The following is a 25,802-nucleotide window of genomic DNA, read 5'->3' as shown; positions in this document are numbered from 1 at the left end:
GCGGGCGGGCCGGTAGCGGTCCGGCCGTCGCCCTCCACGGCGGTCCCGAGCGGCTCAGCCGACGGCCGGCAGCGTCGGCTGGACGCGGCGCAGGAACGTGACGTTGTCCGGGGTGTCCCGCATCCGCTCCAGCAGCGTCTCCACGGCCGCCGGTCCGCCGTCGCGGGAGCGCAGAGCCCGGCGCAGGCCCCGGGTGGCCGCCGACTCCGCCGGGGTGAGCAGGAGTTCCTCGCGCCGGGTGCCCGTGGCGTCGATGTCCACGGCCGGGAAGAGCCGGCGGGCGGCGAGTTCGCGGTCCAGCCGCAGTTCCATGTTGCCCGTGCTCTTCAGCTCCTCGAAGAAGTAGCCGTCGGCGCGGGAGCCGGTGTCCACCAGGACGGTGGCGAGGATGGTGAGCGAGCCGCCCTCCTCGGCCTGCCGGGCGGCGCCGAAGAACCGCTTGGGGCCGAGCAGCGCGCCCGCGTCGACACCGCCGCTCAGGGTGCGGCCGCCGGCGGCGGAGGCGTTGTTGTGGGCCCGGCACAGCCGGGTCAGCGAGTCCAGCAGGACGACGACGTCCTCACCGGCCTCGACCAGCCGCTTGGCCCGTTCCACGACCAGTTCCGCCAGGGCGATGTGCTCCCTCGCCGCCCGGTCGAAGGTGGAGGCGTACACCTCGCCGCGCACCGAGCGGCGCATCTCGGTGACCTCCTCGGGGCGCTCGTCCAGCAGCAGCACCATCAGCCGGCTGCCGGGGTGGTTGCCGGCGACGGCGGCGGCCAGCTGCCGCAGCAGCACGGTCTTGCCGCTCTTCGGCGGGGCCACGATCAGCCCGCGCTGGCCCTTGCCGACCGGCGCGAACAGGTCGGTGACCCGCCCGGCCAGTCCGGACCCCGGGTGTTCAAGGCGCAGCCGCTCATGGGGGTGCACCGGTGTGAGGTCGTGGAAGTGCGGGCGGGAGCGGAGCTCGGCCGGGGTGCGGCCGTCGACCAGCGTGATGCCGGTCAGGCCGTGCTGCGCCGTGCTCTCGCCCTGCACGAGATCTCCGCGGCGCAGGCCGTGACGGCGGATCAGCGCGGGGGAGACCTGCGGGTCGGCGGGGGAGGGCAGCAGGTGCGCGCCCCTCAGGTGCCCCTTCCCGCGCGCGTCGATGTCCAGGACACCGGTGACGGGCCGGGTGGTCCGGGGCCGCTGTGCGACAGGGGGGTGTTCGAGTGTGGTGGTCATGCCGGGAGGTCCTTTCACGGACGGAGGAAGGAGTAAGGAGGGGAACGGGCCGCGAGCGGGAGACGGACACACGGGTGTCTCCGGGCGGCGGGAACGGCGCCTCGGGTACGGCGAAGAAGCCTGGTCACGAGGTGTCGCCGGGGAGCCGGTGCGCCGGGAGCCGGAGAGACCGGCGGCCGGATCGGCGCGATGGGGGAGAACTGGCACCGGCGTCCGCAGAGGGACGTGCACGGGTGCTGTCGGCACAGTACCACCCGGTGGAGCGGCCTGTCCGTGACCGCGTCAACACGTCGCCGCTGCCGGACATTCCCGGTGGTGCGAAACCCCAGGCCAAGCGCCCTCCGGGAGCCTACGATCGTCGGCGTCACCCTCGTCGTACGAGCGTCAGGAGCCGCCGGTGGAGACCACGCCCGCCATGCCGCCCCACCGTCTGGACCCCGCCGGCGGCTGCCCGCACGCCGACAACGCGCGACTGCTGGCCCGCGGCGCGGTGACCCCGGTCGAACTGCCCGGCGGCATCGCGGGCGCGGTCGTCCTCGGGTACGAGGCGCTCAGGGAGTTCCTGCAACATCCCGACGTGGCCAAGGACGCGCGTCACTTCACGGCGCTGCGCGAGGGACGGATAGCCCAGGGGTGGCCGCTGCTCACCTTCGCGACCGTGGCGGGCATGACCACCGCCGACGGGGCCGACCACCGGCGGCTGCGCTCCCTGGTCAGCCGCGCCTTCACGCCGCGGCGTGCCGAGGAACTCCGGCCGCGCGTCGAGGAGTTGACCGAGTCGCTGCTGGACGCACTGGCGGCGGCGGCCACGGCGGGCGGAGGCGTCGCGGACCTGCGCCGCCACTTCGCGCTGCCGCTGCCGATGGGCGTCATCTGCGAACTCCTCGGCGTGGAGGCCGGGTTCCGGGACCGGCTGCACCGTCTCAGCAGCCGGATCGTGGCCACCGACACCGAGCCCGCCGAGGCCGTCGCGGCCAACCGCGAACTCCTCGCCGTGCTCGAAGAGATCGCCGCCGCGAAGGCCGCCGCCCCCGGGGACGACCTGACCAGTGCGCTCATCGCGGCCCGGGACGAGGACGGCGACCGGCTCAGCCCGCAGGAGCTGATCGGCACGCTCGTCCTGATGATCATCGCCGGGCACGAGACCACGCTCAACCTGATCACCAACGCCGTACGGGCCCTGTGCGGCCACCGCGACCAGCTCGACCTGGTGCGCGCGGGCGGTGCGAGCTGGGCCGACGTCGTCGAGGAGACCCTGCGCTGGGACGCGCCGGTCAGCTACTTCCCGTTCCGCTACCCGGTGCGCGACCTCACCCTGGACGGCACGCTCATCCCCGCCGGCACCCCGGTCCTGGCCGGCTACTCCGCCGCGGGCCGGGACGAGTCGGCGCACGGCCCGGACGCCGGCCGGTTCGACGTCACCCGGCCCGCCCGCCCCGGCTCCGCACGCCACCTGTCCCTCGGGCACGGCGCCCACTACTGCCTCGGCGCACCGCTGGCCCGCCTGGAGGCGACCGTCGCGCTGGAGCGGCTGTTCACCCGCTTCCCCGGACTCGAACTCGCCGTCCCCGACGCGGAACTGAGCCCGCACGCCGGGTTCGTCGGCAACAGCGTGCGCGCCCTTCCGGTGCGCCCGGCGCCCTGAGGCGCGGGGCCGCCGCGGTCAGACCGGGCGCGTCCGGGCCTCCCGCTCGATCGAGTCGAACCGGGCGCCCATGGCCGCGGCGAGCGCCTGGGCGCCCGAGAGCGGACGCACCATCACCGTGAGCCCGTCGATCAGCCCCTCGTCGTCGAGGTGGATGAAGTCGCAGCCGGTCAGCTCCCGGTCGCCCACCCGCGCACGGAACACCAGTGCGTGGTCGCGGCCGTCCGCACCGGCCAGTTCCCGCTCGTAACGGAAGTCCTCGAAGACCTGGGAGACCCCGCGCAGGATCGCCGCGGTGATCGCCCGGCCGGAGTACGGCTTGAAGACGACGGGACTGGTGAAGACGACGTCGTCGGCCAGCAGCGCCTCGACGGCGTCCAGGTCGCCCGCCTCGACCGCCTCGCGGAACGCGCGCATCCGATCTCCCCGCATAGTCAACTAGTTGAATAGGTGCGGATGAGAGTAATCACCTGCTGCTAGCGTGTCCACATGTCGCTCAAGTACGCCGTCCTGGCCGCCCTGCTGGAGGGTGAGGCCTCGGGCTACGAGCTGTCGAAGGTGTTCGACGTCTCGCTCGCGAACTTCTGGCCCGCCACCCCCCAGCAGCTCTACCGGGAGCTGGAGCGCCTCGCGCAGGACGGGCTGGTCGAGGCCCGGACGGTGCCGCAGGAGCGGCGGCCCACCAAGCGGATGTTCAGCCTCACGGACGCGGGCCGGAGCCGGCTGCGGGCGTTCGCCGACGAACCGCCGAAGCGGCCCACGGCCGTCCGGGACGAACTCCTCATCAAGATCCAGGCCATGGACGGCGGCGACCCCTCGGTGGCCCGCGCGCTCGTGGCGGAGCGCAGGGGCTGGGCCCGCGGCAAGCTCGACCGCTACGAGCGGGTGCGCGCCCGCCTCCTCGACGGGCGGACCGAGGAGGAGTACCTGCGCACCGCCGAACGGATCGGCCCGTACCTCACGCTCATGGCCGGCATCGCCTTCGAGGAGGAGAACCTGCGCTGGTGCGAACGCGTTCTGCGCGTCATCGAGCAGCGCGTGCCCCTGGGGCCACTCTGACCATCCCCGCCGGGCCCGCGGCTCCTGGCACCGCACCTCGCTGCGCCCTAGGCTGAGGCGATGTTCAGCCCCGAAGGCCCCAGCCTGCGCGAACTCGCCGTCCAGGCGATGTCGTCCGTCGAGCACGGCTACGACCTGCTGGCCCCGAAGTTCGACAGCACCCCCTTCCGCACGCCCCGTCGCGTGCTGGAGTCCGTCGCCGAGGCGCTGGGCCCGCTCGGGCCGTTCGAGGACGGCCTCGACCTGTGCTGCGGCACCGGAGCGGGCACGGAACTGCTGGCGGGGCTGTGCGCCCGGAGCGTCACCGGCGTCGACTTCAGCGCCGGCATGCTCGACGTCGCCCGCCGCCGGCGGCCGTCCGGCGGCCCGGACGTCGCCTGGGTGCGCGGCGACGCCCGGGCGCTGCCCTTCGGGCCCGCCTTCGACCTGGTGGTCAGCTTCGGCGCGTTCGGCCACTTCCTGCCCCGCGAACTGCCGGGGCTCTTCAGCGGGGTCCGCTCGGTGCTGCGGCCGGGCGGCAGCTTCGCCTTCCCGCTCTTCGCGCCGCCCCGCCCCGGCAGTCCCGCGTTCTGGACGCTGTTCGGCTTCGACTCGGTGATGCGGGTGCGCAACGCCCTGTGGCGGCCGCCGTTCGTCATGTACTACCGGACCTTCCGGCTCGGCGACGTCCTCGGCGGGCTGGCCCGCGCCGGCTTCGCGGTAGGACTGCACCCGCTGGCGGAGTTCGGCCGGCGCGGCGACGGCGCCCCGAGGGCACGACTCGTCGTGGCCCGCGCTCAGCCGGCCGCCGGCAGCGTGAACTCGTAGACCAGCGCGTCCCGTCCGGAGTCGACCACCAGGTCGGTGATCTCCAGCGGGCGCGCGTACTGGTCGTGCACCCGGCGCGTCACCCGGACCGAGGAGGCGTCGCCGGTCTGGGAGATGGAGTCCCGGTGGTGCAGGGTGAGCCCGGCCTTGCGCATCCAGTCGTAGGCCCGGCGCAGCTCCGCCGGGGTGGCCCCGTCCGCCCGGTCGCGGTAGCGGCCCAGCTCCGCGACCTCGCTCAGCGCCACCGTGGAGAACGTTGTCACCGCCGTGCGCAGCGAGTGGCCGTCGGGCGCGGCCGACCGGTAGCGGTGCACCAGCGTCGGCCGGTGCGGGGCCAGTCCGAGCGCCCGCGCGTGCTCCGGGGACGGCGCCTCCCAGGTCACCGTCGCCCGGTCCACCGCGCACGGGTCGGCCGGCCGGGCGCCGACGGGGAAGGTGAGCGAGAGCGGGTCCTCGACCGGGCGGCCGGGCAGCGTGGCGTGGCTGCCCCGCCGGTCCGTGGCGACCTGGCCGTCCCGGCGCAGCACCTCGAGCGCCTGCCGTACGGTCTCGCGGCTGACGCCGAAGTGCCGGGCGAGGCGCCGCTCGCTCGGCAGCCGGTCGCCGGGCGGGACGGTGCCGTCGTGCAGTTCGGCGAGCAGCAGCGCCGCGACCCGCCGGTACAGCGGCAGGTCGTCGGTCTGCGGGGGGTCGAGCGGGGTGGTGCGGGCCATGCCGCGCCTCCTGTTGGTGACAAGACGTAGCCGGATGGGCTCATTGCGCGACCACATCTAGCATTGGTCTAAACCACGAGGGAAGAGCGGTCTGCCGGTTCGGCCGAAACCCACCCGCCCGGCCTGTCCTCACAGGGCGCTGTAGACCGCCTTCACCAGGGCGCTCTTGCGCGGGTCGTCCGCGATGTGCGGCCCCATCCGGTTCATCACGTAGCCGAGCGAGACCCCCGCCTCCGGGTCCGCGAGTCCGCAGGAACCCCCGAACCCGTCGTGTCCGAAAGCGCGCGGGTTCGGTCCGTAGGAGCCGTGCGGTCCGCTCAGCCACACCCCGAGTCCGATCTCCGTCTCGCCTCCCAGGCCCGCCCCCAGCACCAGGTCGCGGCAGCGGCCCTGCCCCTCGCGCACCCGCTCGGCGGCCCGCTGCGACAGGACGCGCCGGCCGCCGTGGGAGCCCCGTCCGGCGAGGACGCCGTACAGCGCGGCGACCGCGCGGGCCGTGCCGTGCCCGTTGGCCGCGGGGATCTCCGCCGCCCGCCACGCGGCCGTGTTCGCCTGCGCCGCGCCCACCGGCGGATTGGCCAGTGCGGCGATCGCGGCCGGCGGCAACCGGGCGAAGGCGGCGGCCCGTTCACCGTCGTCTCCGGACCGCGCGTGGACCAGCTCGGCCGCCCGGCCGGCCTCCTTCTCCGGCAGGCCGATCGTGAAGTCCAGCCCGAGCGGCCCCGTCACCTCCCGCTCCAGGAGTGCGCCGGGCAGCAGCCCCGAGACCCGCCGCATCACCTCGCCGATCAGGAAGCCCCAGGTCAGCGCGTGGTATCCGGACCGGGTGCCCGGCTCCCACCAGGGCTCGGTGGCCGCCAGCCGCGCGGTCGTCAGCTCCCAGTCGTAGAGCTGCTCGACGGAGTGCGGCTCGCGCAGGCCGGACAGCCCGGCGCGGTGCGAGAGCAGGTCCCGTACCCGGACGTCAGCCTTGCCCGCGGCCGCGAACTCCGGCCAGTACGCGGCCACCGGCCGGTCCAGGTCGAGCAGGCCCCGGTCGGCGAGCAGATGCGCGCACAGGGCCACCGGCCCCTTGGTGGTGGACCACACGTTGACCAGGGTGTCCCGGTCCCAGGGCCGGGTGCGGGCCGCGTCCGCCCAGCCGCCCCACAGATCGGCCACCGTCTCGCCGCCGACGGTCACGGTCACGGCGGCGCCCAGTTCGTCCCGCTCCCGGAAGTTCTCCTCGAACGCCTCCCGCACCGCGGTGAAGCGCGGATCGCAGTGGCCGTGAACCGGTGCCTCGTGCGCGGACATCCAGCCTCCGTCGTCGTCGCCGGGAACCCGGGCGGCGGCAGCGCGGCCCGGGGCGCACCCGAACGTACCGACTGGTCGGACCGGAGGGAAGACGGCGGGCGGCGCCGGTCCGGCCGGTGCGGGCCGGGCCCGGCGCGACCGCAGGCCCGGCGCGACGGCGCGTCCGGCGTGACCGCGGGTCAGGCGTACGCGCGCAGCCAGCGCAGCTTGCGCTCCTCCTGGAACGGACCGCCGCCCTCGTGGTCGTTGAAGTCGTACACCTCGATCGCCTTGTCCTGGTGCGCCCAGGCGTTGAACGCCGCGAACACCGTCGACGGCGGGCAGGTCTGGTCCTCCAGCGCGGCCGAGAAGAGGGCCGGGGCCCGGCCGCGGGCCGCGAAGTGCACGCCGTCGAAGTAGGCCAGCGTGCGCAGCGCCTCCTCGGCGCGACCGCGGTGCGTCTTGAGGAACAGGCCTATCTCCCGGTACGGGTGACGGTCCGTCAGGGTCGTGGCGCGCGGGAAGTCGCACAGGAACGGCACGTCGGGGGCGACGGCGGCCAGGTCGGGCAGCAGACCGCCGACGGCCAGCGAGATGCCGCCGCCCTGGCTCTCGCCGATCACGACGGTCCGCGCCGCGTCGGTGAGCGGATGCGAACGGGCCGCCTCCACCGCGCGCACGGCGTCCGTGAACACCCGGCGGTAGTAGTAGTTCTCGGGTGCGTCGATGCCGCGCGTCATGTACCCGGGGAAGGCGGGCGCGGCGCCCACCGGGTCCGCCGTGCCGCCACCGCCGCCCCAGGCGCTGCCCTGGCCGCGCGTGTCCATCACGAAGTGCGCCCGGCCCGTCGACGCCCACAGCAGATCCTGGTGCGCGAGGCCGCGCCCGCCGCCGTAACCGATGAACTCCACCACCAGCGGCAGCGGTTCCGCCGCGCCGGCGGGCAGCCGCAGCCAGCCCTTGACCGGGTGGCCCCCGAAGCCGGCGAACGTCACGTCGTACACCTGGACCGTGGACAGCCCGGTGTCCACCGGCTCGAACCGGGCGTCCAGTTCGTACCCGCGGGCCTCCTGGAGGGTCTTGTCCCAGAAGGCGTCGAAGTCCTCCGGCGCGGTGGACGCGCCGCGGTACTCGCGGAGTTCGTCGAGGGGGAGGTCGAACAGGGCCATCGGGAACCGCCTTCGTCAACGAAAGGACTGCGTGGGCCCACGGTAGGAGGGTGGCCGGACGACTCGCCAGGCCCGTTCGGGACACGGTTTCCCGAAGCCCGCGCGGCGAACGGTCCTCATGCTGGTCACCGCGGTGAAAGCGGTTGCCGCCGCGGTCGGTTCACGGCGGTGCACGGACGGTCCGGACGGCCGCGGTCGTCGGGCCGCCTCACCCGCTCAGGTGCGCGGCCGGGTCCACTTCGGGCCGGTGCGCGCCCACTCCCGCTCCCACTCGTCCATCCGGTGGCGCAGCGCGGACCGGCGCTGCACGGCGTACCCGAGGAGGACCACGGACGCCGAGCCGCCCGCCGCGCACAGGCCCACCGTGACGGTGTGCTGCCAGACCGCGACGTCGTTCGGCGGCGGGGCGACGGCGCGGCCCCGGGCGTCGAACCACACGGGCACCACGTCACCGGCCCTGCTCCCGGCGGGTACGCGGGCCACGGCGGTACGCGTGCCGGCGCCCGGCTCGGTCCAGCGGACCTTGGCCTGATAGGGGTGCGCGCGGTAGCCCTCGACCGGGCGCGGCCGCCGGGACACCTCGCCGGTCAGCGTGGCGCGCACCTCGTGCCGCTCGGTCCGCAGCGCCGTCGCGCGCGACCGCGCCTGGTCGTGGGCGTGCAGACCGGCCGCCACCCCGGCCAGCGGCGCGACGACGAACAGCAGGACGGCGACGACCAGGACCGTCCAGGCCTCCATGACGTCCGACCTGCGCCGCAGCGGATTGCGCCGCCAGCGCCAGCCGCGCACCCGGGTACGCATGGCCCACCTCCTCGCCGCGGCGGGAGCCGGAGGGCCACCGGGCCGGGGCACCGGCGGGCCGCCCTCCGCCGCCTCCCGCGAGGCGTCCGCACCCGTCTGGTACCCCGTACGGTGCGCCTCGCGCACCCCGCCCACCGCGAGTTCAAGCCCTCCTGGAGCCCGGCGCGCGGCACGCCCCTCGCGGCCGGGGCGAGCGGCGAGCGGCTCAGCCGAAGCGCTCGATGCGGATCCGCTCGACCGGCTGGCCCGCCGCGACCAGCAGCCTGGAGGCATGCTCCGCGAAGCCGTTGGAGCCGCACACATAGGCTTCCCAGCCACCCGGAGGCTGCTCGGCCAGGAGCGGCGCCACATGGGCGGCAGCCATACGACCCACCGGCACCCCCGCGGGGGCGCTCCGTGTGAACACGGCCGTCGTCTCCTCGCCCAGTTCCCCGGCGTAGATCAGCTCCTCGGGGCCGCGCGCCGAGACCAGCATCCGCAGCGGCACGTCGAGTCCCCGTGCCCGGTGGTGGCGCACCATCGACATCAGCGGCACGACGCCGGAACCGGCCCCGAGCAGCAGGGCGGGCCGGTCGCCCGGCCAGGCGAAGAAGCCGCTCAGCGGGCCGCGCATCTCCACCGTGTCACCGGGCCGGGCCGTGGTGTGGAACCAGCCCGAGACCTCGCCGTCCCGCACGTGGTCCAGGGTCAGCTCGATGTGGCCCGAGTCGTCGGGGGCGGACGCGATCGAGTAGTGGCGCTGGGCCACGTAGCCGTCCGGCGCGGTCAGCCGCAGCAGCAGGTGCTGCCCGGGCAGGTGGCCCGCCCAGTCCGGCACCGCGAACCGGAAGGTGGCCGCGTGCGGGGTCTCGCGGCGGATCCCGGTCAGCGTGGCCGTCTGCCACACCGACGCGGCCTGCTCGCTCACCGCGATGCGCCCGGGCACGGCGAAACGCGTCGCGGGGACGCGGGCCGCGGTCACTGTCTCAGTCACCGGAGTACCGCTGCTCCTCCCAGGGATTGCCCCGCTCGTGGTAGCCGTTGGCCTCCCAGAAGCCGGGCTCGTCGTGGTCGAGCAGCGTGATGCCGGCGATCCACTTGGCGCTCTTCCAGAAGTACAGGTGCGGCACCAGCAGCCGCGCCGGGCCGCCGTGCTCCGGCGACAGCGGCTCGCCGTCGAACTCCCGGGCGATCCAGGCGCGCCCGCCGGTCAGGTCGGCGAGCGGCAGGTTGGTGGTGTAGCCGGTGTGCGAGTAGGCGACCGCGTGGGTGGCGGCCGGGTCCGGCCGCACCGCGTCCAGGAACGCGTCCAGTGAGACGCCCCCGAAGCGCACCCCGAACTTCGACCAGCCGGTCACGCAGTGGATGTCGCCCTCGTACACCGAGGCGGGCAGCGCCCGGGCCTCCTCCCAGCCCCATGTGCGCGGCCGCTCCACCAGCCCGTCGACGCGGAAGGACCAGTCGGCGGGGGCGAGGTCCGGGGTGACCTCGGCGGACAGGACGGGCCACTCGTCCCGCGCGTCGTACTGCCCCGGCGGCAGTCCCGGATCGGTGACGCGCGGACGACCCGTGAAGCCTCGGGTGACGTTCATGGCTTCCACCGTACGCTGTCCGCGCGCGTGCTCCGCCCCAGGTCAGTACCCCGATCGTTACAGCCGTGCGAACTGATTCCGCGGCCGGGAATAGCCCCGGCCCGCCCGGTCTTGCCGCTGAGTGCCGGCCGGTGCGCCGGCGACGGTACGACGGAGGAGAGGACACAGGATGGCCAAGGCGTACGTCTTCACGCGGTACGGCGGCCCGGAGGCCGAGGCGCTGACCGAGGTGGACCGGCCGAGCCCCGGCCCGGGTGAGCTGCTGGTCGCGGTGCGCGCGGCCGGGGTGAACCCCGTCGACTGGAAGCTGCGCGAGGGCCTGCGCCGCCCCGGCGACCCCGCGGAGAGGGTCTTCCCCGCCGTGTTCGGCAACGAGGCGGCCGGCGTCGTCGAGGAGGCCGGGCCGGGAGTGACCGGGTTCGCCGCCGGCGATGCCGTGTTCGGCAACACCGTCGACGGCGGGTACGCCGAGTACGCCCTGCTCAGTGCCTCCGTGACCGCGCACAAGCCGGACGGGCTGTCGTTCACCGACGCCGCCACCCTGCCGGTCGCCGCGGCCACCGCCTACGACGGCCTGAGCCAGCTCGCCCTGCCCGAGGGCGCGACGCTGCTGGTCACCGGCGCGGGCGGCGGGGTCGGCGCCGCGGCCCTGCAGATCGCCCGCGCCTTCGGGGTGCGGGTGGTCGGCGTGGCGAGCGAGGCCAAGAAGGACTTCGTCGAGTCGCTGGGCGCCGTGCACGTGCCGGGCGGCCCGGACCTCGCCGAACGGGTGCGCGCCGCCGCTCCCGGCGGCGTGGACGCGGTGTACGACCTGGTGGGCGGCGACACGCTCGCCGAAGCGGCCGGCCTGCTCGCCGACCGGACGAGACTGATCACGGCGGGCGCCCCGCCCGCGGAGGCCGCCGCGCTGGGCGGCTCACGCGTCGCCCGGGCCCGCACCGCCACCGTGCTGGCCGAGCTGGCGGACCTCGTGCTGCGCGGCGTCCTGGACCCGCACGTCACCCGCACCTTCCCGCTGGAGCGCGCCGGGGAGGCTCTGCGCGCCGTGGAAGAGGGGCACGCCCAGGGCAAGATCGTCATCGAGGTGGGCGGATGAGCGCCGCGACCGGCGCGGGCCCGGAGGCGTCCGCGGCCCGGCACGTCCTCGACAATCCCGCCCTCGCCTCCCTGACCGGCCCGCACGCGCACTTCGCAGAGCGGCGCGGCCGTGTGCTGCGCTACCCGCTCGACGTGTCCCCGTGGCTGGCGCTGCCCGACGACCCGGACGCGGACGACTGGGCGGACCTCGCCGCACTGGCCGGTCCGGGCGCCGAGGTGCCCCTGTCGGGCTACATCGCGGAGGTCCCGGACGGCTGGGAGGTGACCTTCCGGACGGAGGGCGTGCAGCTCGTGGACGACGGCCTCGCCGCCGCGCCGGACCCGGAGGCGGTCCGCCTCGGCCCGCGCGACGTGCCCGAGATGCTCGACCTGGTGCGGCGCACCCGGCCGGGCCCCTTCCTGGCGCGCACCGTCGAACTGGGCACCTACCTCGGCATCCGCCGCGAGGGCGCCCTGGTCGCCATGGCGGGGGAGCGGCTGCGGCCGCCGGGCTGGACCGAGATCAGCGCCGTCTGCACCGACCCGGCCCACCGCGGCGAGGGCCTGGCCGGCCGGCTGATCGGCGCCGTCGCGCACGGCGTACGGGAGCGGGGCGAGACCCCGTTCCTGCACGCGAGCGCCCGGAACACCGACGCCCTGCGGCTCTACGAGGCGCTCGGCTTCCGGCTGCGCCGCGGCACGGCGTTCCTCGCGGCCCGCGTGCCGGAGCGGATCACGGACGGCCGGGCGGCTGCCGTACCGGTGGCCTAGACCCTGTCGTCAGGCGCCGCCGGGGCCGGCCGCCGGGGCCGGTCCGGCGTTGTACCGCTCCAGGTAGCGTGCGAAACGGACCAGGTCCTCCTCGGGCCACTCGGCGAGCCGCTCCCGGAAGGCGGCCCGGCGGCTGCGCGTGACCTGGGCGAGGATCGCCCGGCCGGCCTCCGTCAGGTCCAGCACCTGGACGCGGTGGTCCTCCGGGTCGGTACGGCGCTCGATGAGCCCGGCCCGCTCCAGCGCCCCCACCTGGCGGCTGACCGTGGACTTGTCCAGGGCGTAGTGCGCGGCCAGATCGGTGGCCCGGCAGCCGCCGCTCTCCTCCAGATGCCCGAGCAACGTGTACGACACCAGTGACAGCTCGGGATGCATCCGGCCCGCTGAGGCCCGGGCCCGGCGGGCGAAGATGGTCATCTCGCGCTGGATGGTCTCGACGGCCGTCTGCGCTGCTGCTGTCACGGGATACCTCCTGCACTCCAGTTGCACAGTACAACTAGGGAAAGAAAGAAAGTTGCCCAGGTCAACCATCGGCTCGCCGGTGCCGGGATGCCGGGCCGCCGGGGAACAAGCCCGGGAACAGGCCCGGGAACAGGCCCGGGAAGAGGGCCGGGGAAGAGGGCCGAGAAGGCTGTGGGGGGCCGACGGGCTGGGGTAAGGTGGCCGTCCGGTCGCGGATCTCCGCGGCCTGACGGTTGTCGAGGTGTCGAGGAGGTGAGACCCATTACCGCTGTGTCAGCCCGGGTGCTCCCTCTTCGTGACCGCTTGCTGTGAGCGCGGGAGCGCCCTTCGGCTCCGGTTCTCCGAAAGGCTCTCGGCCCGCATGTCCTCGCTGCCCTCCCTTCCCTCCCCGTCCCCGCTCTCCCGCCCCGCCGTCGTCTCCGCGTTGCGCGCCGCCGGCTGCGTCTTCGCCGAGGAAGAGGCGGAGCTGATCCTCGGCACCGCCCGCACCCCCGCCGAACTGGCCGCGATGGTGGACCGGCGAGCCGCCGGCCTGCCGCTCGAGCACGTCGTCGGCTGGGCCTCGTTCCACGGTCTGCGGATCGCCGTGGACGCAGGTGTCTTCGTGCCGCGCCGCCGTACCGAGTTCCTGGTCGACCAGGCCCTGGCCCAGGCCCCGGACGCCACGGTCGTGGTGGACCTGTGCTGCGGATCCGGTGCGCTCGGCGCGGCCCTGGCCGATGCGCTCGGCCCCGTCGAGGTGCACGCCGCCGACATCGACCCCGCCGCGGTGCGCTGCGCCCGCCGCAACCTCGCCCCGTACGACGGCCGGGCCCACGTGGGCGACCTGTTCGACGCCCTGCCGCCCGCGCTGCGCGGCCGGGTCGGCATCCTCACCGCCAACGTGCCCTACGTCCCGAGCGCCGAGGTGCCGCTCCTCCCGGCGGAGGCCCGCGACCACGAGCCGCCGGTCGCGCTCGACGGCGGCGCGGACGGACTGGACGTGCTGCGCCGGGTGGCCGCCGGGGCCGCCGGCTGGCTGGCGCCGGGCGGCTGCCTCCTGGCCGAGACCGGCGAGCACCAGGCCCGGGCCGCCGTCCAGGCGTTCGCCGACGCCGGTCTGACGGCCCGTGCGGCGGCGTCCGAGGAGCTGTACGCGCACGTGGTGATCGGCGTACGGGAGCGCTGACGCGGCCTACGGCAGCTCCTGCGCCCGGGCGATGAGCAGCGCCACGTCGTCGTGGTTGTCCGGGTGGTGCAGGGTGCCGAGGAGCAGGTCGCAGGTCTCCTCCAGCGGGCGCCCGGGGTCGTCCAGCAGGGACAGCAGCAGGTCCAGGCGCTCGTCCAGCGAATGGCAGCGGGTCTCGACCAGACCGTCGGTGTAGAACACCAGCTCGTCGCCCGGCTCGAAGTCGACGGTGACGGTCGAGAACTCCACCCCGCCCACCCCCAGCGGCACCCCGGTGGGCAGGTCGAGCAGCTCGGGCGGCCGGCCCGGCCGCACCCGGGCCGGCGGCAGGTGCCCGGCGTTCGCGATCCGGCACCGGCGCAGACGCGGGTCGTGCACGGCGTACACGCAGGTGGCGATGGAGTGGTCCAGGGCCGAGGTCGTCCTGTCCAGGTGCTCGAGCAGCATCGCCGGGTCGAGACCGAGCGACGCCAGCGTGGTGGTCGCCGTGCGCAGCCGGCCCATGGTCGCGGCCGCGCCGATGCCGCTGCCCATCACGTCGCCCACCACGAGCGCGGTCCTGCCGCCGTCCAGCGGGATGACGTCGAACCAGTCGCCGCCGACCTCGCTGGTGGCGCCCGCCGGCTGGTACCGGGAGGCCACCTGGAGGCCGGTGGTCACCGGCGGCCGGCCCGGCAGCAGGCTGCGCTGGAGGGTGAGCGCGGTGTCGCGGGCGTCCTGGTACCAGCGGGCGTTGTCGATGTGCACGGAGGCGCGGGCCGCCAGCTCGCGGGCCAGCAGGACGTCGTCCTCGTCGAAGGGCGCCGGATTGCGGGTCCGTTTGAGATCGAGGGCGCCGAGCACCTCCCCGCGCGCGATCAGCGGCACGGCGAGATAGGAGTGCAGGCCCGCCCGGCCCAGCAGGGCGGCCGCCTCCGGGGAACGGGCGATCCGCGGCAGGTCCTCGTCCGCCACCCGTGACACGAGCACCACCTCGCCGGTGCGCACGCACTCGGTGACCAGCCGGTCCGGGCCGTACCGGGCGACCTGGCCGGGCGGATCGGCGGCGCCGACGGCGTCCGAGCCCTGCGCCGGGCGCACCGCGAGGGCCCGGAACACCGCCTCCTCCGAGGGGCCCAGTGTGCTGGGCCGGCCCGCCACCACCGCGTCCAGCAGATCCACGGCGGCGACGTCGGCCAGTGCCGGGACCGACACCTCGGCCAGCTCGCAGGCCGTGCGCTCCAGCTCCAGCGTGGTGCCGATCCGTACGGAGGCGTCGGCGATGATCGCGAGCCGGCGCCGCGCGGTCTCCGCCTCCAGCGAGGCCCGGTGCTGCTCGGTGATGTCGACGAGGGAGACGGCGACCCCGAGCACGTTGCCCGTCGCGTCCTCGAGCCGGTACAGCGACTGCGACCAGGTGTGGTCCCGGTCCGGGTCGGCCGCGGTGCGGCCGACCAGCGGCGCGTCGATGAGCGGGACGCCGGTCTCCAGCACCCGGCGGGTCGCGGCCTCCAGGGCGGCGGTGTCCAGCATCGGCAGCACGTCGCGCAGTCTGCGCCCCATGTGCTCCTCGGCCGGCAGGCCGTTGTTCCGGGCCAGGGCGGGGTTGACGGTGACGAACCGCAGCTCGGTGTCGAGCACGGCGAGCCCGATCGGCGACTGCTGCACCATCCGCTCGGACAGCGCCACGTCCTGCTCCAGGCGCCGCACGGTCGACTGGTCGGCGGCGAGCCCCAGCGCGTAGACGTCGCCCCGGTCGTCCAGCAGCCGCATGTTGCGGAACTCGACCAGCCGGGTGCTGCCGTCCTTGTGGCGGACCGGGAAACCGCCGGCCCAGCTCCGGCCGGTGCGCATCACATCGGCGAACAGCCTGCCGACCAGCTCGATGTGCCGCTCGTCCACCATCAGCCGGGCGGCGTACTGGCCGAGGGCCTCCCGCGCCGAGTAGCCGAACAGCTCCTCGGCCTGCGGGCTCCACAGCACGATGCGGCCCCTGTCGTCCAGCACCACCGACGCCACCCGCAGCACGTCGAGCAGTCCGCCGGCCCGCACCGGCCCGCCCGCCGGCACGTCGCCGTCCGCCGCCGCGGCCCCGGCTGCACTCATGCCACGCACCGCCTTCGCCCGATCGCACGGCACGCCCGTCCCCGTACCGGCTCCCCTCGTCCTGCCGCGCTCACTCCGATTCTCCGTGCCGTCGCACCTGTCTCCACCATCTCTCAGCCGGGCGGCGGACGTTCGCCGTGGGCACCGGGCCGGCGGCGCGGACGGGGGAGGCCGTCGCCCACGGGGGCCGCGCAGGACGGTGCCCGGAGCGGGGAGAGTTCACGCTCATGTTGCTCCATTGGCCTGTACATGACCACCCGTCCGGGCCAGACTGTCCGCCGACCGAGTGCACCCACCCCCCTCCACCGAGGAGCCGGCCATGCCCGCGTCCCCCTCCGCCAGGCAACGTTGTCACGCAGCCCTCACCGGACTCGTCGTCCTGGCCACCGCCGCAGTCGTGTCCCTCGCCGCGCCCGCCCCGGCCCACGCCGCCGACACCTGGACCGAGACCGGCTCCGACCGGGCCGACCCGCTGACCGAGAGCCAGGGCCTGACCTCGGTGGAGGTCCCGGCGAGCAGCCCCAACCGGTACACCGGCATCGGCACCATACCGATCGGCGTCTCCAGCCGCGGCTGGAACCATGTGGGCGACCCCGACGCCTCGTACGACGGCCACTACATCGAGCCCTACCAGCGCGACTCGGGCAACTCGAAGATGTTCCGCGTGCAGGCGCCGGGCGGCGGCTGGTCGGAGTACGTCCACACGCTGAGCCCCGGCGAGGCCCTGAACAACTCCTGGGCGGCCGTCTCGCCGGACGGCCAGTGGATGCTGTCGGGCGAGTGGGGCACCATGAACCGCCTGCTGGTCTTCCCGACCCCGGGCGTGAACCCGGCCACCTCGCCCTCGGCGAACCTCCCGCAGGTCTCCGCGGTCGGCCTCGACCACGCCGTGCGCGACGTCCAGGGCTGCGACTTCTCCGGCCCCACCACCCTGCTGTGCTCCTCCGACGACCCGGACGGCTCCCTCTTCGGGATCACCAAGCCGCTGCTGCGGATCGACCTGTCGGCGGCGCCGAACGGCACGGCGGACGTCACCGGACACGTCACCGCCCTGCGTCAGCTGCCGCTGCGCAGCTCCTGCTCGGGGTCCTTCGAGGCGGAGGGCGTCGACTACGACCGCCGGACCGGGATCCTGCGCGTCATCGTCGTCTCGCCCGGCTTCTGCGTCCTCACGGACAGCAAGACGTACAAGTTCACCCGCGGCTGAGCAGGCCCCGCCTGCCGCCGCTGAGGTGTGCTCACCGGTCCGCGGTGCTTTGCTGAGGATGGACGCGGTCCGGCGGGGTACCCCGTTCCACCGCAGCGCGGCCAGGAAAGGAGCGATCATGGAGAACACGGACCAGTCGCACCAGGAGACCGTCTCGGTGGAGATCAGCGGCTCCAAGGAGGACGCCCGCCTCGTATTCGACGCTCTCAACAGTTGTTTCGCGTCGGACCGGACGCCTGAGGAGATTCCGAGGCAGCTCCACGATGTCCGTCCGATGGTGTGGCTCGGCACGTACGACGTCGCGGACGCCCGCGGGTCCGGCTGTCCGCCCGTCCACCTCGACTCGTCCATCCTCGCGGACGTCCAGGGCAGCTACTGGGCCGTGGACCGGTTCCGCGCGACGCTGGACTCCATGTTCACCGTCGAGGAGACCTGCACGGCCTCCGGCGACCAGGAGCGGGACCTGCACCTGCGGCTGGAGAGCCGCTGACGGCCTCCGGCGGGACCCGGAGGACGCAAGCAGGGCCGCGGCGCCCCGGCCGGCTCCATGCCGGCCGGGGCGCCGTCGCGTCCGCGTGAAGTGGCCGGACTCACCTCCGCCTGTTTATGCAACTAGTTGCACAAAGGCCTCCGCGTCCTCTACAACAAGAGGCGACCGCACCCCGCACGGAGGCCCCGATGAGCCGTTACCCCCACCTGATGTCCCCGCTCGACCTGGGCTTCGCCACCCTTCCCAACCGCGTGCTCATGGGTTCCATGCACGTCGGCCTCGAGGAGGCCGAGCGCGGCTTCGAGCGGATGGCGGCCTTCTACGCGGCCCGCGCACGCGGCGGAGTGGGCCTCATCGTCACCGGCGGCATCGCGCCCAACGACGAGGGCCGGCCCTACGAGGGCGGCGCCAGGCTCACCACCGAGGAGGAGGCGGAGCAGCACCGGACCGTCACCGACGCCGTGCACCGCGAGGGCGGCCGGATCGCCATGCAGATCCTGCACTTCGGCCGGTACGCCTACCACCGGGACCTGGTCGCCCCGAGCCCCGTACAGGCCCCCATCAGCCCCTTCGTGCCGCGCGAGCTGAGCGACGCCGAGGTCGAGCGGACCGTCGAGGACTACGCCCGCGCCGCCCGCCTAGCCCGGCGGGCCGGGTACGACGGCGTCGAGATCATGGGCTCCGAGGGCTATCTGATCAACGAGTTCACCGCCGCGCAGACCAACCACCGCACGGACCGCTGGGGTGGCTCGTACGAGAACCGGATGCGCTTCCCCGTCGAGATCGTCAAGCGCGTGCGCGAGGCCGTCGGCGAGGACTTCATCATCGTCTACCGGCTGTCCATGCTGGACCTGGTCCCGGGCGGCTCCTCCCTGGACGAGGTCGTCACCCTGGCCAGGGCCGTCGAGGCCGCCGGGGCGACGATCATCAACACCGGCATCGGCTGGCACGAGGCGCGCATCCCCACCATCGCCACCTCGGTGCCGCGCGGCGCCTACACCTGGGTCACCAGGAGGCTGATGGGCGAGGTGTCCGTCCCGCTGGTCACCACCAACCGCATCAACACCCCCGAGCTGGCGGAGGAACTGCTCGCCGGCGGCGCCGCGGACATGGTCTCCATGGCCCGCCCGATGCTCGCCGACCCCGACTTCGTCGCCAAGGCCGCCGCCGGGAAGCCCGAGGCCATCAACACCTGCATCGGCTGCAACCAGGCCTGCCTCGACCACACCTTCAGCGGGCAGATCACCTCCTGCCTGGTCAACCCGCGCGCCTGCCACGAGACCGAGCTGGTGCTCTCCCCGACCCGGCTGGCCAAGCGGGTCGCGGTCGTCGGCGCCGGACCGGCCGGACTCGCCTGCGCCGTCAGCGCCGCCGAACGCGGCCACTCGGTCACCCTGTTCGACGCCGCCGACGAGATCGGCGGCCAGCTCAACGTGGCCCGCAGGGTCCCGGGCAAGCAGGAGTTCGACGAGACGCTGCGCTACTTCCGCCACCAGCTCGACGAGCACGGCGTCGACGTACGGCTCGGCGCCTGGGTCACCCCGGCGGACCTCGACGGCTACGACGAGGTCGTCGTCGCCACCGGCGTCACCCCGCGCGTCCCCGACATCCCCGGCGTCGACCACCCCCGCGTCATCGGCTACCTCGACGTGCTGCGGGACGGTGCCCCCGTCGGCGACCGGGTGGCCGTCCTCGGCGCCGGCGGCATCGGCTTCGACGTCGCCGAGTACCTCACCGACGGCGGCGACAAGGCGAGCGAGGACCCGGGCACCTACTTCCGCAACTGGGGCGTCGACATGGACTACCGGGCGCCCGGCGGCCTCACCGCCCCGCGGCGCCCCGCCCCGCCCCGCACCGTCCACCTCCTGCAGCGCAAGACCACCAAGGTCGGCGCCGGACTGGGCAAGACCACCGGCTGGATCCACCGCACCGAACTGAAGCACCGGGGCGTCACCATGGTCCCGGGTGTGCGCTACGACCGGATCGACGACGCCGGAGTGCACATCACCGTCGGCGGGGAGAGCACCGTCCTCGAGGTCGACACGGTGGTGCTGTGCACCGGCCAGGAACCGCGCCGGGACCTGTACGAGGAGCTGGTCGCCGCGGGCCGCAGCGCCCACCTGATCGGCGGCGCGGACGTCGCGGCCGAACTGGACGCCAAGCGGGCCGTGAAGCAGGGCACCGAGCTGGCGGCGGCACTGTAGGGACCCAGGGGCCCCGGCGCGCGTCCCTAGGATGAGCCCATGTCACTCCCGCACGCCATCCTCACCGCCCTGCTGGAGAAGCCGTCGTCGGGCCTGGAGCTGACCCGCCGGTTCGACCGGTCGATCGGCTACTTCTGGTCCGCGACGCACCAGCAGATCTACCGCGAGCTGGGCAGGCTCGAAGGGGAGGGGCTCATCCGCGCGCTGCCGGCCGAACAGCCGGTGCGCGGGCAGAAGAAGAGCTACGAGGTGCTGCCCGCGGGCCGCGCCGAACTGGCCCGCTGGACCGCCGCGTCCCAGGACCCCAGGCCGCACCGGGACGCCCTGTTCCTGCGGCTGCGCGCGGCGGCGGTCGTCGGCACGGCGGGCCTCGAAGCCGAACTGGGCCGCCATCTGGACCTGCACCGGCGGCAGTTGGCCGAGTACGAGGAGATCGAGCAGCGCGACTTCCCGCCCGGCCGGGACACCCCGGAGGACCGGCTGCGCCACCTCGTCCTGCGGGCCGGCATCGACCTGGAGACCTTCTGGACGCAGTGGCTCGGCCGGGCGCTGGCCGAGTTCGCGGAACTCGCCGGCCCCGCGGGCGAGAACGGCACACGGCCGGCGGACGGCACGTCCCGGTGAGAGGCGGCGTCGGCGCGGCGGCCGTGGGGACAGGGGCCGCGGGCGGGACCGGATGTGCAAAGTCGCCGGCCGCGCGGAGGGGGCAGCCGTGCGCGGCCGCCGTGCGGGCGGGGACCGGCGTGCAGACGGGAGCCGTCGGGCGCAGGGGCCGCCGCGCGGAAGGGCCGTCGTGCGGCAGGGGCCGCGCCGTGCGCCGGCTCAGAACCGGTACGGCTTCGCGCGGCGGCGCAGGAACCAGACCGTGGCGGCCACGGCGCCCGTCACCAGGGTGGCGCCGATGCCCAGGGTGACCGGGCCGTAGTCACGGGTGGCGCCGCCGAGGCCGCCCTTCACTCCGCGCGACGGCGCGGGCGAGTACGTCGAGGAGATCGTGGGCGCGCCGGGCGCGGAGACGATCACGGACTGGGTGCCGGCGGTCGTGCCGTTCGAGCACATCACGACCACCGTGTACGTCCCCGGGCTCACTCCCGACCAGGCGGCGAACTGGCTGACGGAGGTGCCGGACAGGGCGACCTGCCGCCCCTGGGCGAAGTTCGCCTGGCGGCTGCTGATCAGCGAGGCATTGCCCCAGCTGCCGTTGGACTGGGTGCAGGCGCTGGTGACGACCGAGACCGTGGAACCGGTGGTGCTCACCGATATGCCGGAGGCCGCGGCCGACGGTCCGGCGAGTGAGGCCGGGAGCGCGGCGGCGGCCGCCAGGGTCAGACCGGGGCGGAGGAGGAGTCGGGAGTTGCGCATTGGCTGGCCCTCCGGCGGCACGGTCGGCGGTACGTCCCATGCGCCGCCTGGGGTCGGGAAAGGTCCGTGCTGCCTCAACGGCAGCCAACGCGGCCCCGGTCACCGCCGCACTCGTACCGCGCCCGGTCGGGTGACCGGTACCCCGTCCGGCCTGCCCCGGCGCGCGCCCCGCGCCGGGGTGCCCTACGGCCCGTCAGCCCCCGGCCCCGCCGCCCAGGACGACCGTCCGCTCGGCCGAGAAGCCGCCCCAGGTGCCGTCCGGCAGCCGCGCCCCGAGCCGCACCCGGTGCTCCTCGCCCGCCTTCCGCCCGGCGAAGAAGCTGTAGTGCGCGCGGCCGCGCGGCGGCTCGCCGCCCCACACCAGGGAGGTGGCCGTGGCGCCGTCGAGCTGGATGCGGTACTCGGTGACCACCCCGTCCACGGCCGGCGGGTCCCACGACAGGTCGAAGTAGTACGCCCCGCCGGACCGGTGGCTCGAGGCGGTGAAGGCGGTCGGCGCGGTGTCCCGGCCGTCGTCGGCGCCCGGCGTGGTGACGCGGACCGGCGCGCTCGCGGGGGAGAGGTTGTCGGCCGCGTCCCGGGCCCGCACGGTGAAGACGTAACGCGTGCCCGGGCGCAGTCCGGTGACCACGGTCGCGCTCTGGCCGCCGCCGACGCTGTGGATCCTCGCGCCGCCCTGCTCTATCTCGTAGGACGCCACGCCCCGGTCGTCCCGGGAGGCGGACCAGGAGAGCCGGACCGCGCGGCTGCCGGCCGCCCGTCCGGCGGCCCTGCCGGGACGGGTCGGCGCCGAACGGTCCGCAGCCGCGGCAGCCGGGGTCCGCGCCCGCACCGCCCGGCTCGGCGGCCCGAGGCGGCCGTCCGTGTCCCGGGCCCGGACGGTGAAGGAGTACATGGTGGACGGCCTGAGCCTGGTGACGTCCACCATGTGCTGTGAGCCCGGTACCTCGCCGGCCTTCGTCCGGCCGCGGTACACCTCGTAGACGCGCACCCCGGGGCCGCCCGTCACCGCGTTCCACATCACGTGCACGCTGGAGGCGCTGCCGGCAGCCGCGGTGACGCCCGTCGGGGCGCCGGGCGCCCGGCCGCCGTCGTCCTCCGCCCCGCCCCAGCCGCAGGAGGCGACCAGTACCAGGGCCGCGGAGACCAGCAGGGGCCGAAGCGGAACGCGTCGCACGGTTCTGCCTCCCGGGTACGGCGCCACAGTAAAGGTCCGGACCAATATGGGCCCGGCGGTGCGGGCGTGGCAAGGGGGCCCTGCCGGTGCCGCGCGGGTGCCGCCCAGGCTTGTTCAGTCCCAACTGAACTGCCGCACGGTGTCGGCTGGTTCGCGTCGGCGGTGCGGACGCGGCGTCGCCGCCGGACCCGTTGCCCTGGCGGGCGGCCGGGAGGTCGGGACCCATAGCGATTTCCCGCTCCACGGGCCTATTCGGCTTCTCATCCGACGAACGCGTCAAGGTGCTGCTCCATCCGGACCCAAAGGAGTGTCGTACTCGCCGTTTGATGCCGTTTTAGGCATGGTGTCCGGAATGTTCCCGAGGAGAGGGTCCCCCAGAGTGCGTGTCCAGACGCTGACGCTGGCCGCGGCCGGCGCCGCCCTGCTCGCCCCGACAACGCCGCCCGCCGCGGCCGTCCCGCCCCGGGAGAGGCCACCGGCGGCGCGGGGCGAGGACGCCGTGACCGCCGCCGACCTGCTGGACCGGGTACGCACCTGCGACCGGGTCTCCCGGGGCCGGTACCGCACCGACGACGCCTCGTCGGCGAAGGTGCCGGTGTGCGGCACCCGCGGGGCGGTGTTCTGGAAGGCGGACCTGGACATCGACTGCGACGGGCGGCCCACCGCCCGCTGCAACCGCCGCACGGACCCGCTGTTCACGGCCGCCACCGCCTACCAGCAGTCCGACGGCCGTCATCTGAACGCCGCGTCCCTGCCCTACATCGTGCTGCCGGTCCCGAGCCGCATCTGGGACCACCGCGACTACGGCATCCGCGGCGGCTCCGTGGCGGCGGTGATCTACCGGGACCGGGTGCAGTACGCGGTCGTCGGCGACGCGGGCCCCCGCGACATCATCGGCGAGGCCTCCTACGCCACCGCCCGCGGGCTCGGCATCCACACCGACCCGATCAGCGGCGGAGCGGCCTCCGGCGTCACGTACATCGTCTTCAAGGACTCGCACGTCACCCCGATCGAGAACCCCCGTGCGGCGGTGCGGGCGGGCGAGCGCCTGGCCCGCCGCTTCGTCGAACCCGACTGAGCACCGCCTCGCGCGCGCCCGGAGCGGGTGCCCCTCCGGGCACCCGTGAGCGGACGGCGGCCCACCGGTCACGGCCGGCGGCGGGCCCGTGCCGTCGGCGGCCCGCGCCGGCGGCCGTTCGCCGGACCGTGCCGTCGGAGGCGAACCGGCGGCGATCGGCGGCAACTCGGCGGCGATCGGTGGCGACTTGGCGGTGGTCCGGGGGCGGCCCGGCGGCGATTCGGCGGTGGTCCGGGGGCGGCCCGGCGGCGGCCCGGCGGCGATTCGGCGGTGGCTCGGCGGCGGACCGCAGGCGGACCGCAGGCGGCAAGGCGCCGGCAGGGTGCCGGCAACGCGCCGACAAGCTGCCCGCCGTAGCCGCCGGCCTCCGGGCCGGGGCTCACACCTTCCGGTAGCTGTACGCCTCCGTCGCCGCCGCCTCCACCGCGTCCAGGTCGGCGCCCGTGGACGCCGTGACCACCGCGGCGACCGCGCCCTCCACGAACGGGGCGTCCACCAGGCGTGCGCCGTCCGGGAGTTCGTCGCCCTCGGCGAGCAGCGCCTTCACGGTGAGCACCGCGCTGCCGAGGTCGGTGAGGACGGCGACACCCGCGCCCCGGTCCACGGCCGCGGCCGCGGCGGAGATCAGCTCGGCGCTGGTGCCGAGCCCGCCGCCCTCGGTACCGCCCGCCGGGGCGACCGGCACCGCGGTGGCGCCGCCCGCCAGGCCCTTCGCCAGCTCGGCGACGGAGGCCGCGACCTCCGCGCTGTGCGACACCAGCACGATCCCCACCAGCTTCTCGTCACTCATCGCGGGCCTCCCCGCCTGCCGCTTCCCCGAGCGCGGCGATCAGCAGCGCCGAGGAGGTGGCGCCCGGGTCCTGGTGGCCGATGCTGCGCTCGCCGAGGTAACTGGCCCGGCCCTTGCGGGCCTGCAGCGGCACGGTGGCCACCGCACCCTCCTCGGCGGCGGAGCGCGCCGCGGCGAACCCGTCGCCGAGCGCGTCCACCGCCGGGACCAGCGCGTCGATCATGGTCTTGTCACCGGGAGTCGCCTTGCCGAGCGCCATCACCCCGTCCACGCCCGCCCGCAGCGCCTCGGCGAGTTGCTCCTCGCTCACCTCGGCGGCGTCCCCGAGCGCCTTGCCGGTCCGGCGCAGCAGGGTGCCGTACAGCGGTCCGGACGCCCCGCCGACCGTCGAGATCAGCAGCCGGCCGGCCAGCACGAGCACGGCCCCGGGAGTGTCCGGCGCCTCCTTCTCCAGGGCGGCCTTGACCGCCGTGAACCCGCGCTGCATGTTGCTGCCGTGGTCGGCGTCGCCGATGGCGGAGTCGAGGGCGGTGAGCCGCTCCGCCTCCCGGTCGACCGACGCGGCGGCCGTGGTCATCCAACGGCGGAAGAATTCGGCGTCGAGCACTGGATCTCCTTGGCGTGGTAGGGAGGCCGGCCGCTTCGACCGGCCGGTCACATCCCCCAGCGCAGCCCGGGGGTCTTGACCGGCGCGTCCCACAGCCGCAGCAGCTCCTCGTCGACCTGGCACAGTGTCACCGAGGCGCCCGCCATGTCGAGGGAGGTGACGTAGTTGCCGACCAGGGTGCGGGCCACGGTCACGCCCCGTTCGGTGAGCACCCGCTGCACCTCGGCGTTGAAGCCGTACAGCTCCAGCAGCGGGGTGGCGCCCATGCCGTTGACCAGGACCAGCACGGGGCTGCGCGGGGGCAAGTCCTCCAGGACGGCGTGCACCGCGAAGTCGGCGATCTCCCCGGAGGTCATCATCGCCCGCCGCTCCCGGCCGGGCTCGCCGTGGATGCCGACGCCCAACTCGAGTTCGCCGTCCGGCAGATCGAAGGTGGGGCTGCCCTTCGCAGGGGTGGTGCAGGCGCTGAGCGCCACACCGAAGCTGCGCGCGTTCCCGTTCACCTGGCGGGCGACGGCCTCCACCCGCTCCAGGGGCTGGCCCTCGGCGGCGGCGGCGCCCGCGATCTTCTCGACGAACAGCGTCGCGCCGGTGCCGCGCCGCCCGGCCGTGTACAGGCTGTCGGTCACCGCCACGTCGTCGTCGACCAGTACCTTCGCGACCTGGATGCCCTCGTCCTCGGCGAGTTCCGCCGCCATGTCGAAGTTGAGCACGTCACCGGTGTAGTTCTTCACGACGAACAGCACGCCGGCCCCACTGTCGACGGCCGCCGCGGCCCGCGCCATCTGGTCCGGCACCGGCGAGGTGAACACCTCTCCAGGGCAGGCCGCCGAGAGCATGCCCGGACCGACGAAACCGCCGTGCAGCGGCTCGTGCCCCGACCCGCCGCCCGAGACGAGTGCGACCTGGCCGGCCACGGGGGCGTCCCGGCGCACGATCACCCGGTTCTCCACGTCCACGGTCAGCTCCGGATGGGCGGCCGCCATACCCCGCAGAGCATCCGCCACGACGGTCTCGGGGACGTTGATCAGCATCCTCATGGGTGTCTCCTCCGGAGCTCGGGGCTGGGGCTCAGGGA

At 74.8% G+C, this 25,802-nt stretch carries 26 protein-coding genes; 11 read left to right on the top strand and 15 right to left on the bottom strand.

The window, feature by feature from the left end; genetic code table 11:
- Positions 1–54: 54 nt before the first annotated feature.
- Positions 55–1,206 (bottom strand): transcription termination factor Rho, encoded by a 1,152-nt coding sequence (gene rho / locus TNCT1_RS05070; RefSeq protein WP_143628691.1) that lies wholly within the window; start codon positions 1,204–1,206, stop codon positions 55–57.
- Positions 1,207–1,621: 415 nt separating this feature from the next.
- Here rho and TNCT1_RS05065 point away from each other — a divergent pair, with 415 nt between their 5' ends.
- Positions 1,622–2,851 (top strand): cytochrome P450, encoded by a 1,230-nt coding sequence (locus tag TNCT1_RS05065; protein ID WP_174266181.1) that lies wholly within the window; start codon positions 1,622–1,624, stop codon positions 2,849–2,851.
- Positions 2,852–2,869: 18 nt separating this feature from the next.
- Here TNCT1_RS05065 and TNCT1_RS05060 read toward each other — a convergent pair whose 3' ends face one another.
- A complete protein-coding gene (locus tag TNCT1_RS05060) occupies positions 2,870–3,268 on the bottom strand; it encodes a nuclear transport factor 2 family protein (protein WP_143628686.1) in 399 nt (132 codons plus the stop codon).
- Between the two features lie 72 nt (positions 3,269–3,340).
- On the opposite strand from TNCT1_RS05060, the gene TNCT1_RS05055 reads away from it, so the two are divergent.
- Both TNCT1_RS05055 and TNCT1_RS05050 read left to right on the top strand, forming a co-directional pair.
- A complete protein-coding gene (locus TNCT1_RS05055) occupies positions 3,341–3,910 on the top strand; it encodes a PadR family transcriptional regulator (RefSeq protein WP_143628683.1) in 570 nt (189 codons plus the stop codon).
- A 60-nt stretch (positions 3,911–3,970) separates the two neighbouring features.
- Entirely contained in the window at positions 3,971–4,717 is a 747-nt protein-coding gene (locus TNCT1_RS05050; RefSeq protein ID WP_143628680.1) for a class I SAM-dependent methyltransferase, read from the top strand.
- Here TNCT1_RS05050 and TNCT1_RS05045 read toward each other — a convergent pair.
- The 6 genes from TNCT1_RS05045 to TNCT1_RS05020 form a co-directional block, all read right to left on the bottom strand.
- The gene (locus TNCT1_RS05045; RefSeq protein WP_143628677.1) at positions 4,687–5,430 is read right to left on the bottom strand and encodes a GntR family transcriptional regulator; all 744 of its coding nucleotides are present in this window, start codon (positions 5,428–5,430) and stop codon (positions 4,687–4,689) included. The genes TNCT1_RS05050 and TNCT1_RS05045 overlap by 31 nt on opposite strands.
- A gap of 129 nt (positions 5,431–5,559) precedes the next feature.
- Positions 5,560–6,726 (bottom strand): serine hydrolase domain-containing protein, encoded by a 1,167-nt coding sequence (locus TNCT1_RS05040; RefSeq protein WP_143628675.1) that lies wholly within the window; start codon positions 6,724–6,726, stop codon positions 5,560–5,562.
- A gap of 179 nt (positions 6,727–6,905) precedes the next feature.
- Positions 6,906–7,874, bottom strand: coding sequence for an acetylxylan esterase (locus TNCT1_RS05035; RefSeq protein WP_143628671.1), 969 nt, complete (start codon positions 7,872–7,874; stop codon positions 6,906–6,908).
- Positions 7,875–8,090: 216 nt separating this feature from the next.
- Positions 8,091–8,675 (bottom strand): hypothetical protein, encoded by a 585-nt coding sequence (locus TNCT1_RS05030; RefSeq protein ID WP_174266152.1) that lies wholly within the window; start codon positions 8,673–8,675, stop codon positions 8,091–8,093.
- 205 nt (positions 8,676–8,880) lie between these two features.
- Positions 8,881–9,648, bottom strand: a complete 768-nt coding sequence (locus tag TNCT1_RS05025; RefSeq protein WP_143628666.1) for a ferredoxin reductase — start codon at positions 9,646–9,648, stop codon at positions 8,881–8,883.
- Complete coding sequence (locus TNCT1_RS05020) at positions 9,641–10,246, bottom strand: sulfite oxidase-like oxidoreductase (RefSeq protein WP_143628664.1); 606 nt, start codon at positions 10,244–10,246, stop codon at positions 9,641–9,643. Before TNCT1_RS05020 ends, TNCT1_RS05025 begins: the two co-directional genes overlap by 8 nt.
- Before the next feature lie 169 nt (positions 10,247–10,415).
- Here TNCT1_RS05020 and TNCT1_RS05015 point away from each other — a divergent pair, with 169 nt between their 5' ends.
- Both TNCT1_RS05015 and TNCT1_RS05010 read left to right on the top strand, forming a co-directional pair.
- Entirely contained in the window at positions 10,416–11,342 is a 927-nt protein-coding gene (locus TNCT1_RS05015) for an NADP-dependent oxidoreductase (protein WP_143628662.1), read from the top strand.
- Positions 11,339–12,094: a GNAT family N-acetyltransferase gene (locus TNCT1_RS05010; protein WP_143628660.1), complete on the top strand. Its 756-nt coding sequence runs from the start codon at positions 11,339–11,341 to the stop codon at positions 12,092–12,094. Before TNCT1_RS05015 ends, TNCT1_RS05010 begins: the two co-directional genes overlap by 4 nt.
- 9 nt (positions 12,095–12,103) lie before the next feature.
- Here TNCT1_RS05010 and TNCT1_RS05005 read toward each other — a convergent pair whose 3' ends face one another.
- Complete coding sequence (locus TNCT1_RS05005; protein WP_143629385.1) at positions 12,104–12,511, bottom strand: MarR family winged helix-turn-helix transcriptional regulator; 408 nt, start codon at positions 12,509–12,511, stop codon at positions 12,104–12,106.
- A gap of 406 nt (positions 12,512–12,917) precedes the next feature.
- On the opposite strand from TNCT1_RS05005, the gene TNCT1_RS05000 reads away from it, so the two are divergent.
- Positions 12,918–13,724 (top strand): putative protein N(5)-glutamine methyltransferase, encoded by an 807-nt coding sequence (locus TNCT1_RS05000; RefSeq protein WP_143628658.1) that lies wholly within the window; start codon positions 12,918–12,920, stop codon positions 13,722–13,724.
- Between the two features lie 6 nt (positions 13,725–13,730).
- On the opposite strand, the gene TNCT1_RS04995 is transcribed toward TNCT1_RS05000, so the two are convergent.
- Positions 13,731–15,809, bottom strand: a complete 2,079-nt coding sequence (locus TNCT1_RS04995) for a SpoIIE family protein phosphatase (RefSeq protein ID WP_143628656.1) — start codon at positions 15,807–15,809, stop codon at positions 13,731–13,733.
- Between the two features lie 319 nt (positions 15,810–16,128).
- On the opposite strand from TNCT1_RS04995, the gene TNCT1_RS04990 reads away from it, so the two are divergent.
- The 4 genes from TNCT1_RS04990 (at position 16,129) to TNCT1_RS04975 (ending at position 20,334) form a co-directional block, all read left to right on the top strand.
- Positions 16,129–17,016, top strand: a complete 888-nt coding sequence (locus tag TNCT1_RS04990; RefSeq protein WP_143628654.1) for a hypothetical protein — start codon at positions 16,129–16,131, stop codon at positions 17,014–17,016.
- Between the two features lie 118 nt (positions 17,017–17,134).
- Positions 17,135–17,506 (top strand): hypothetical protein, encoded by a 372-nt coding sequence (locus TNCT1_RS04985; protein WP_143628652.1) that lies wholly within the window; start codon positions 17,135–17,137, stop codon positions 17,504–17,506.
- Between the two features lie 188 nt (positions 17,507–17,694).
- Positions 17,695–19,710 carry an NADPH-dependent 2,4-dienoyl-CoA reductase gene (locus TNCT1_RS04980; RefSeq protein ID WP_143628650.1) on the top strand — a complete coding sequence of 672 codons (2,016 nt, stop codon included), beginning with the start codon at positions 17,695–17,697 and terminating at the stop codon, positions 19,708–19,710.
- A 39-nt stretch (positions 19,711–19,749) separates the two neighbouring features.
- Complete coding sequence (locus TNCT1_RS04975) at positions 19,750–20,334, top strand: PadR family transcriptional regulator (RefSeq protein WP_143628648.1); 585 nt, start codon at positions 19,750–19,752, stop codon at positions 20,332–20,334.
- A 198-nt stretch (positions 20,335–20,532) separates the two neighbouring features.
- On the opposite strand, the gene TNCT1_RS04970 is transcribed toward TNCT1_RS04975, so the two are convergent.
- Both TNCT1_RS04970 and TNCT1_RS04965 read right to left on the bottom strand, forming a co-directional pair.
- Positions 20,533–21,072, bottom strand: a complete 540-nt coding sequence (locus TNCT1_RS04970) for a hypothetical protein (RefSeq protein WP_143628646.1) — start codon at positions 21,070–21,072, stop codon at positions 20,533–20,535.
- A 193-nt stretch (positions 21,073–21,265) separates the two neighbouring features.
- A complete protein-coding gene (locus tag TNCT1_RS04965; protein ID WP_143628644.1) occupies positions 21,266–22,249 on the bottom strand; it encodes a fibronectin type III domain-containing protein in 984 nt (327 codons plus the stop codon).
- Between the two features lie 379 nt (positions 22,250–22,628).
- On the opposite strand from TNCT1_RS04965, the gene TNCT1_RS04960 reads away from it, so the two are divergent.
- The gene (locus TNCT1_RS04960; protein ID WP_143628642.1) at positions 22,629–23,327 is read left to right on the top strand and encodes a glycoside hydrolase family 75 protein; all 699 of its coding nucleotides are present in this window, start codon (positions 22,629–22,631) and stop codon (positions 23,325–23,327) included.
- Between the two features lie 379 nt (positions 23,328–23,706).
- On the opposite strand, the gene TNCT1_RS04955 is transcribed toward TNCT1_RS04960, so the two are convergent.
- The 3 genes from TNCT1_RS04955 to dhaK are packed head-to-tail and all read right to left on the bottom strand — an operon-like array spanning position 23,707 to position 25,764.
- Positions 23,707–24,117, bottom strand: a complete 411-nt coding sequence (locus tag TNCT1_RS04955; RefSeq protein ID WP_143628640.1) for a PTS-dependent dihydroxyacetone kinase phosphotransferase subunit DhaM — start codon at positions 24,115–24,117, stop codon at positions 23,707–23,709.
- Positions 24,110–24,724, bottom strand: a complete 615-nt coding sequence (dhaL, locus tag TNCT1_RS04950; protein ID WP_143628638.1) for a dihydroxyacetone kinase subunit DhaL — start codon at positions 24,722–24,724, stop codon at positions 24,110–24,112. Before dhaL ends, TNCT1_RS04955 begins: the two co-directional genes overlap by 8 nt.
- A gap of 47 nt (positions 24,725–24,771) precedes the next feature.
- Positions 24,772–25,764 carry a dihydroxyacetone kinase subunit DhaK gene (dhaK, locus tag TNCT1_RS04945; protein WP_143628636.1) on the bottom strand — a complete coding sequence of 331 codons (993 nt, stop codon included), beginning with the start codon at positions 25,762–25,764 and terminating at the stop codon, positions 24,772–24,774.
- Between the last annotated feature and the right edge of the window lie 38 nt (positions 25,765–25,802).

It is taken from the genome of Streptomyces sp. 1-11, from assembly GCF_007176755.1.
Lineage (GTDB): Bacteria > Actinomycetota > Actinomycetes > Streptomycetales > Streptomycetaceae > Streptomyces.
Note: the sequence above shows the minus strand (reverse complement) of the source record. Positions and strands in the feature narration are given on the sequence as shown.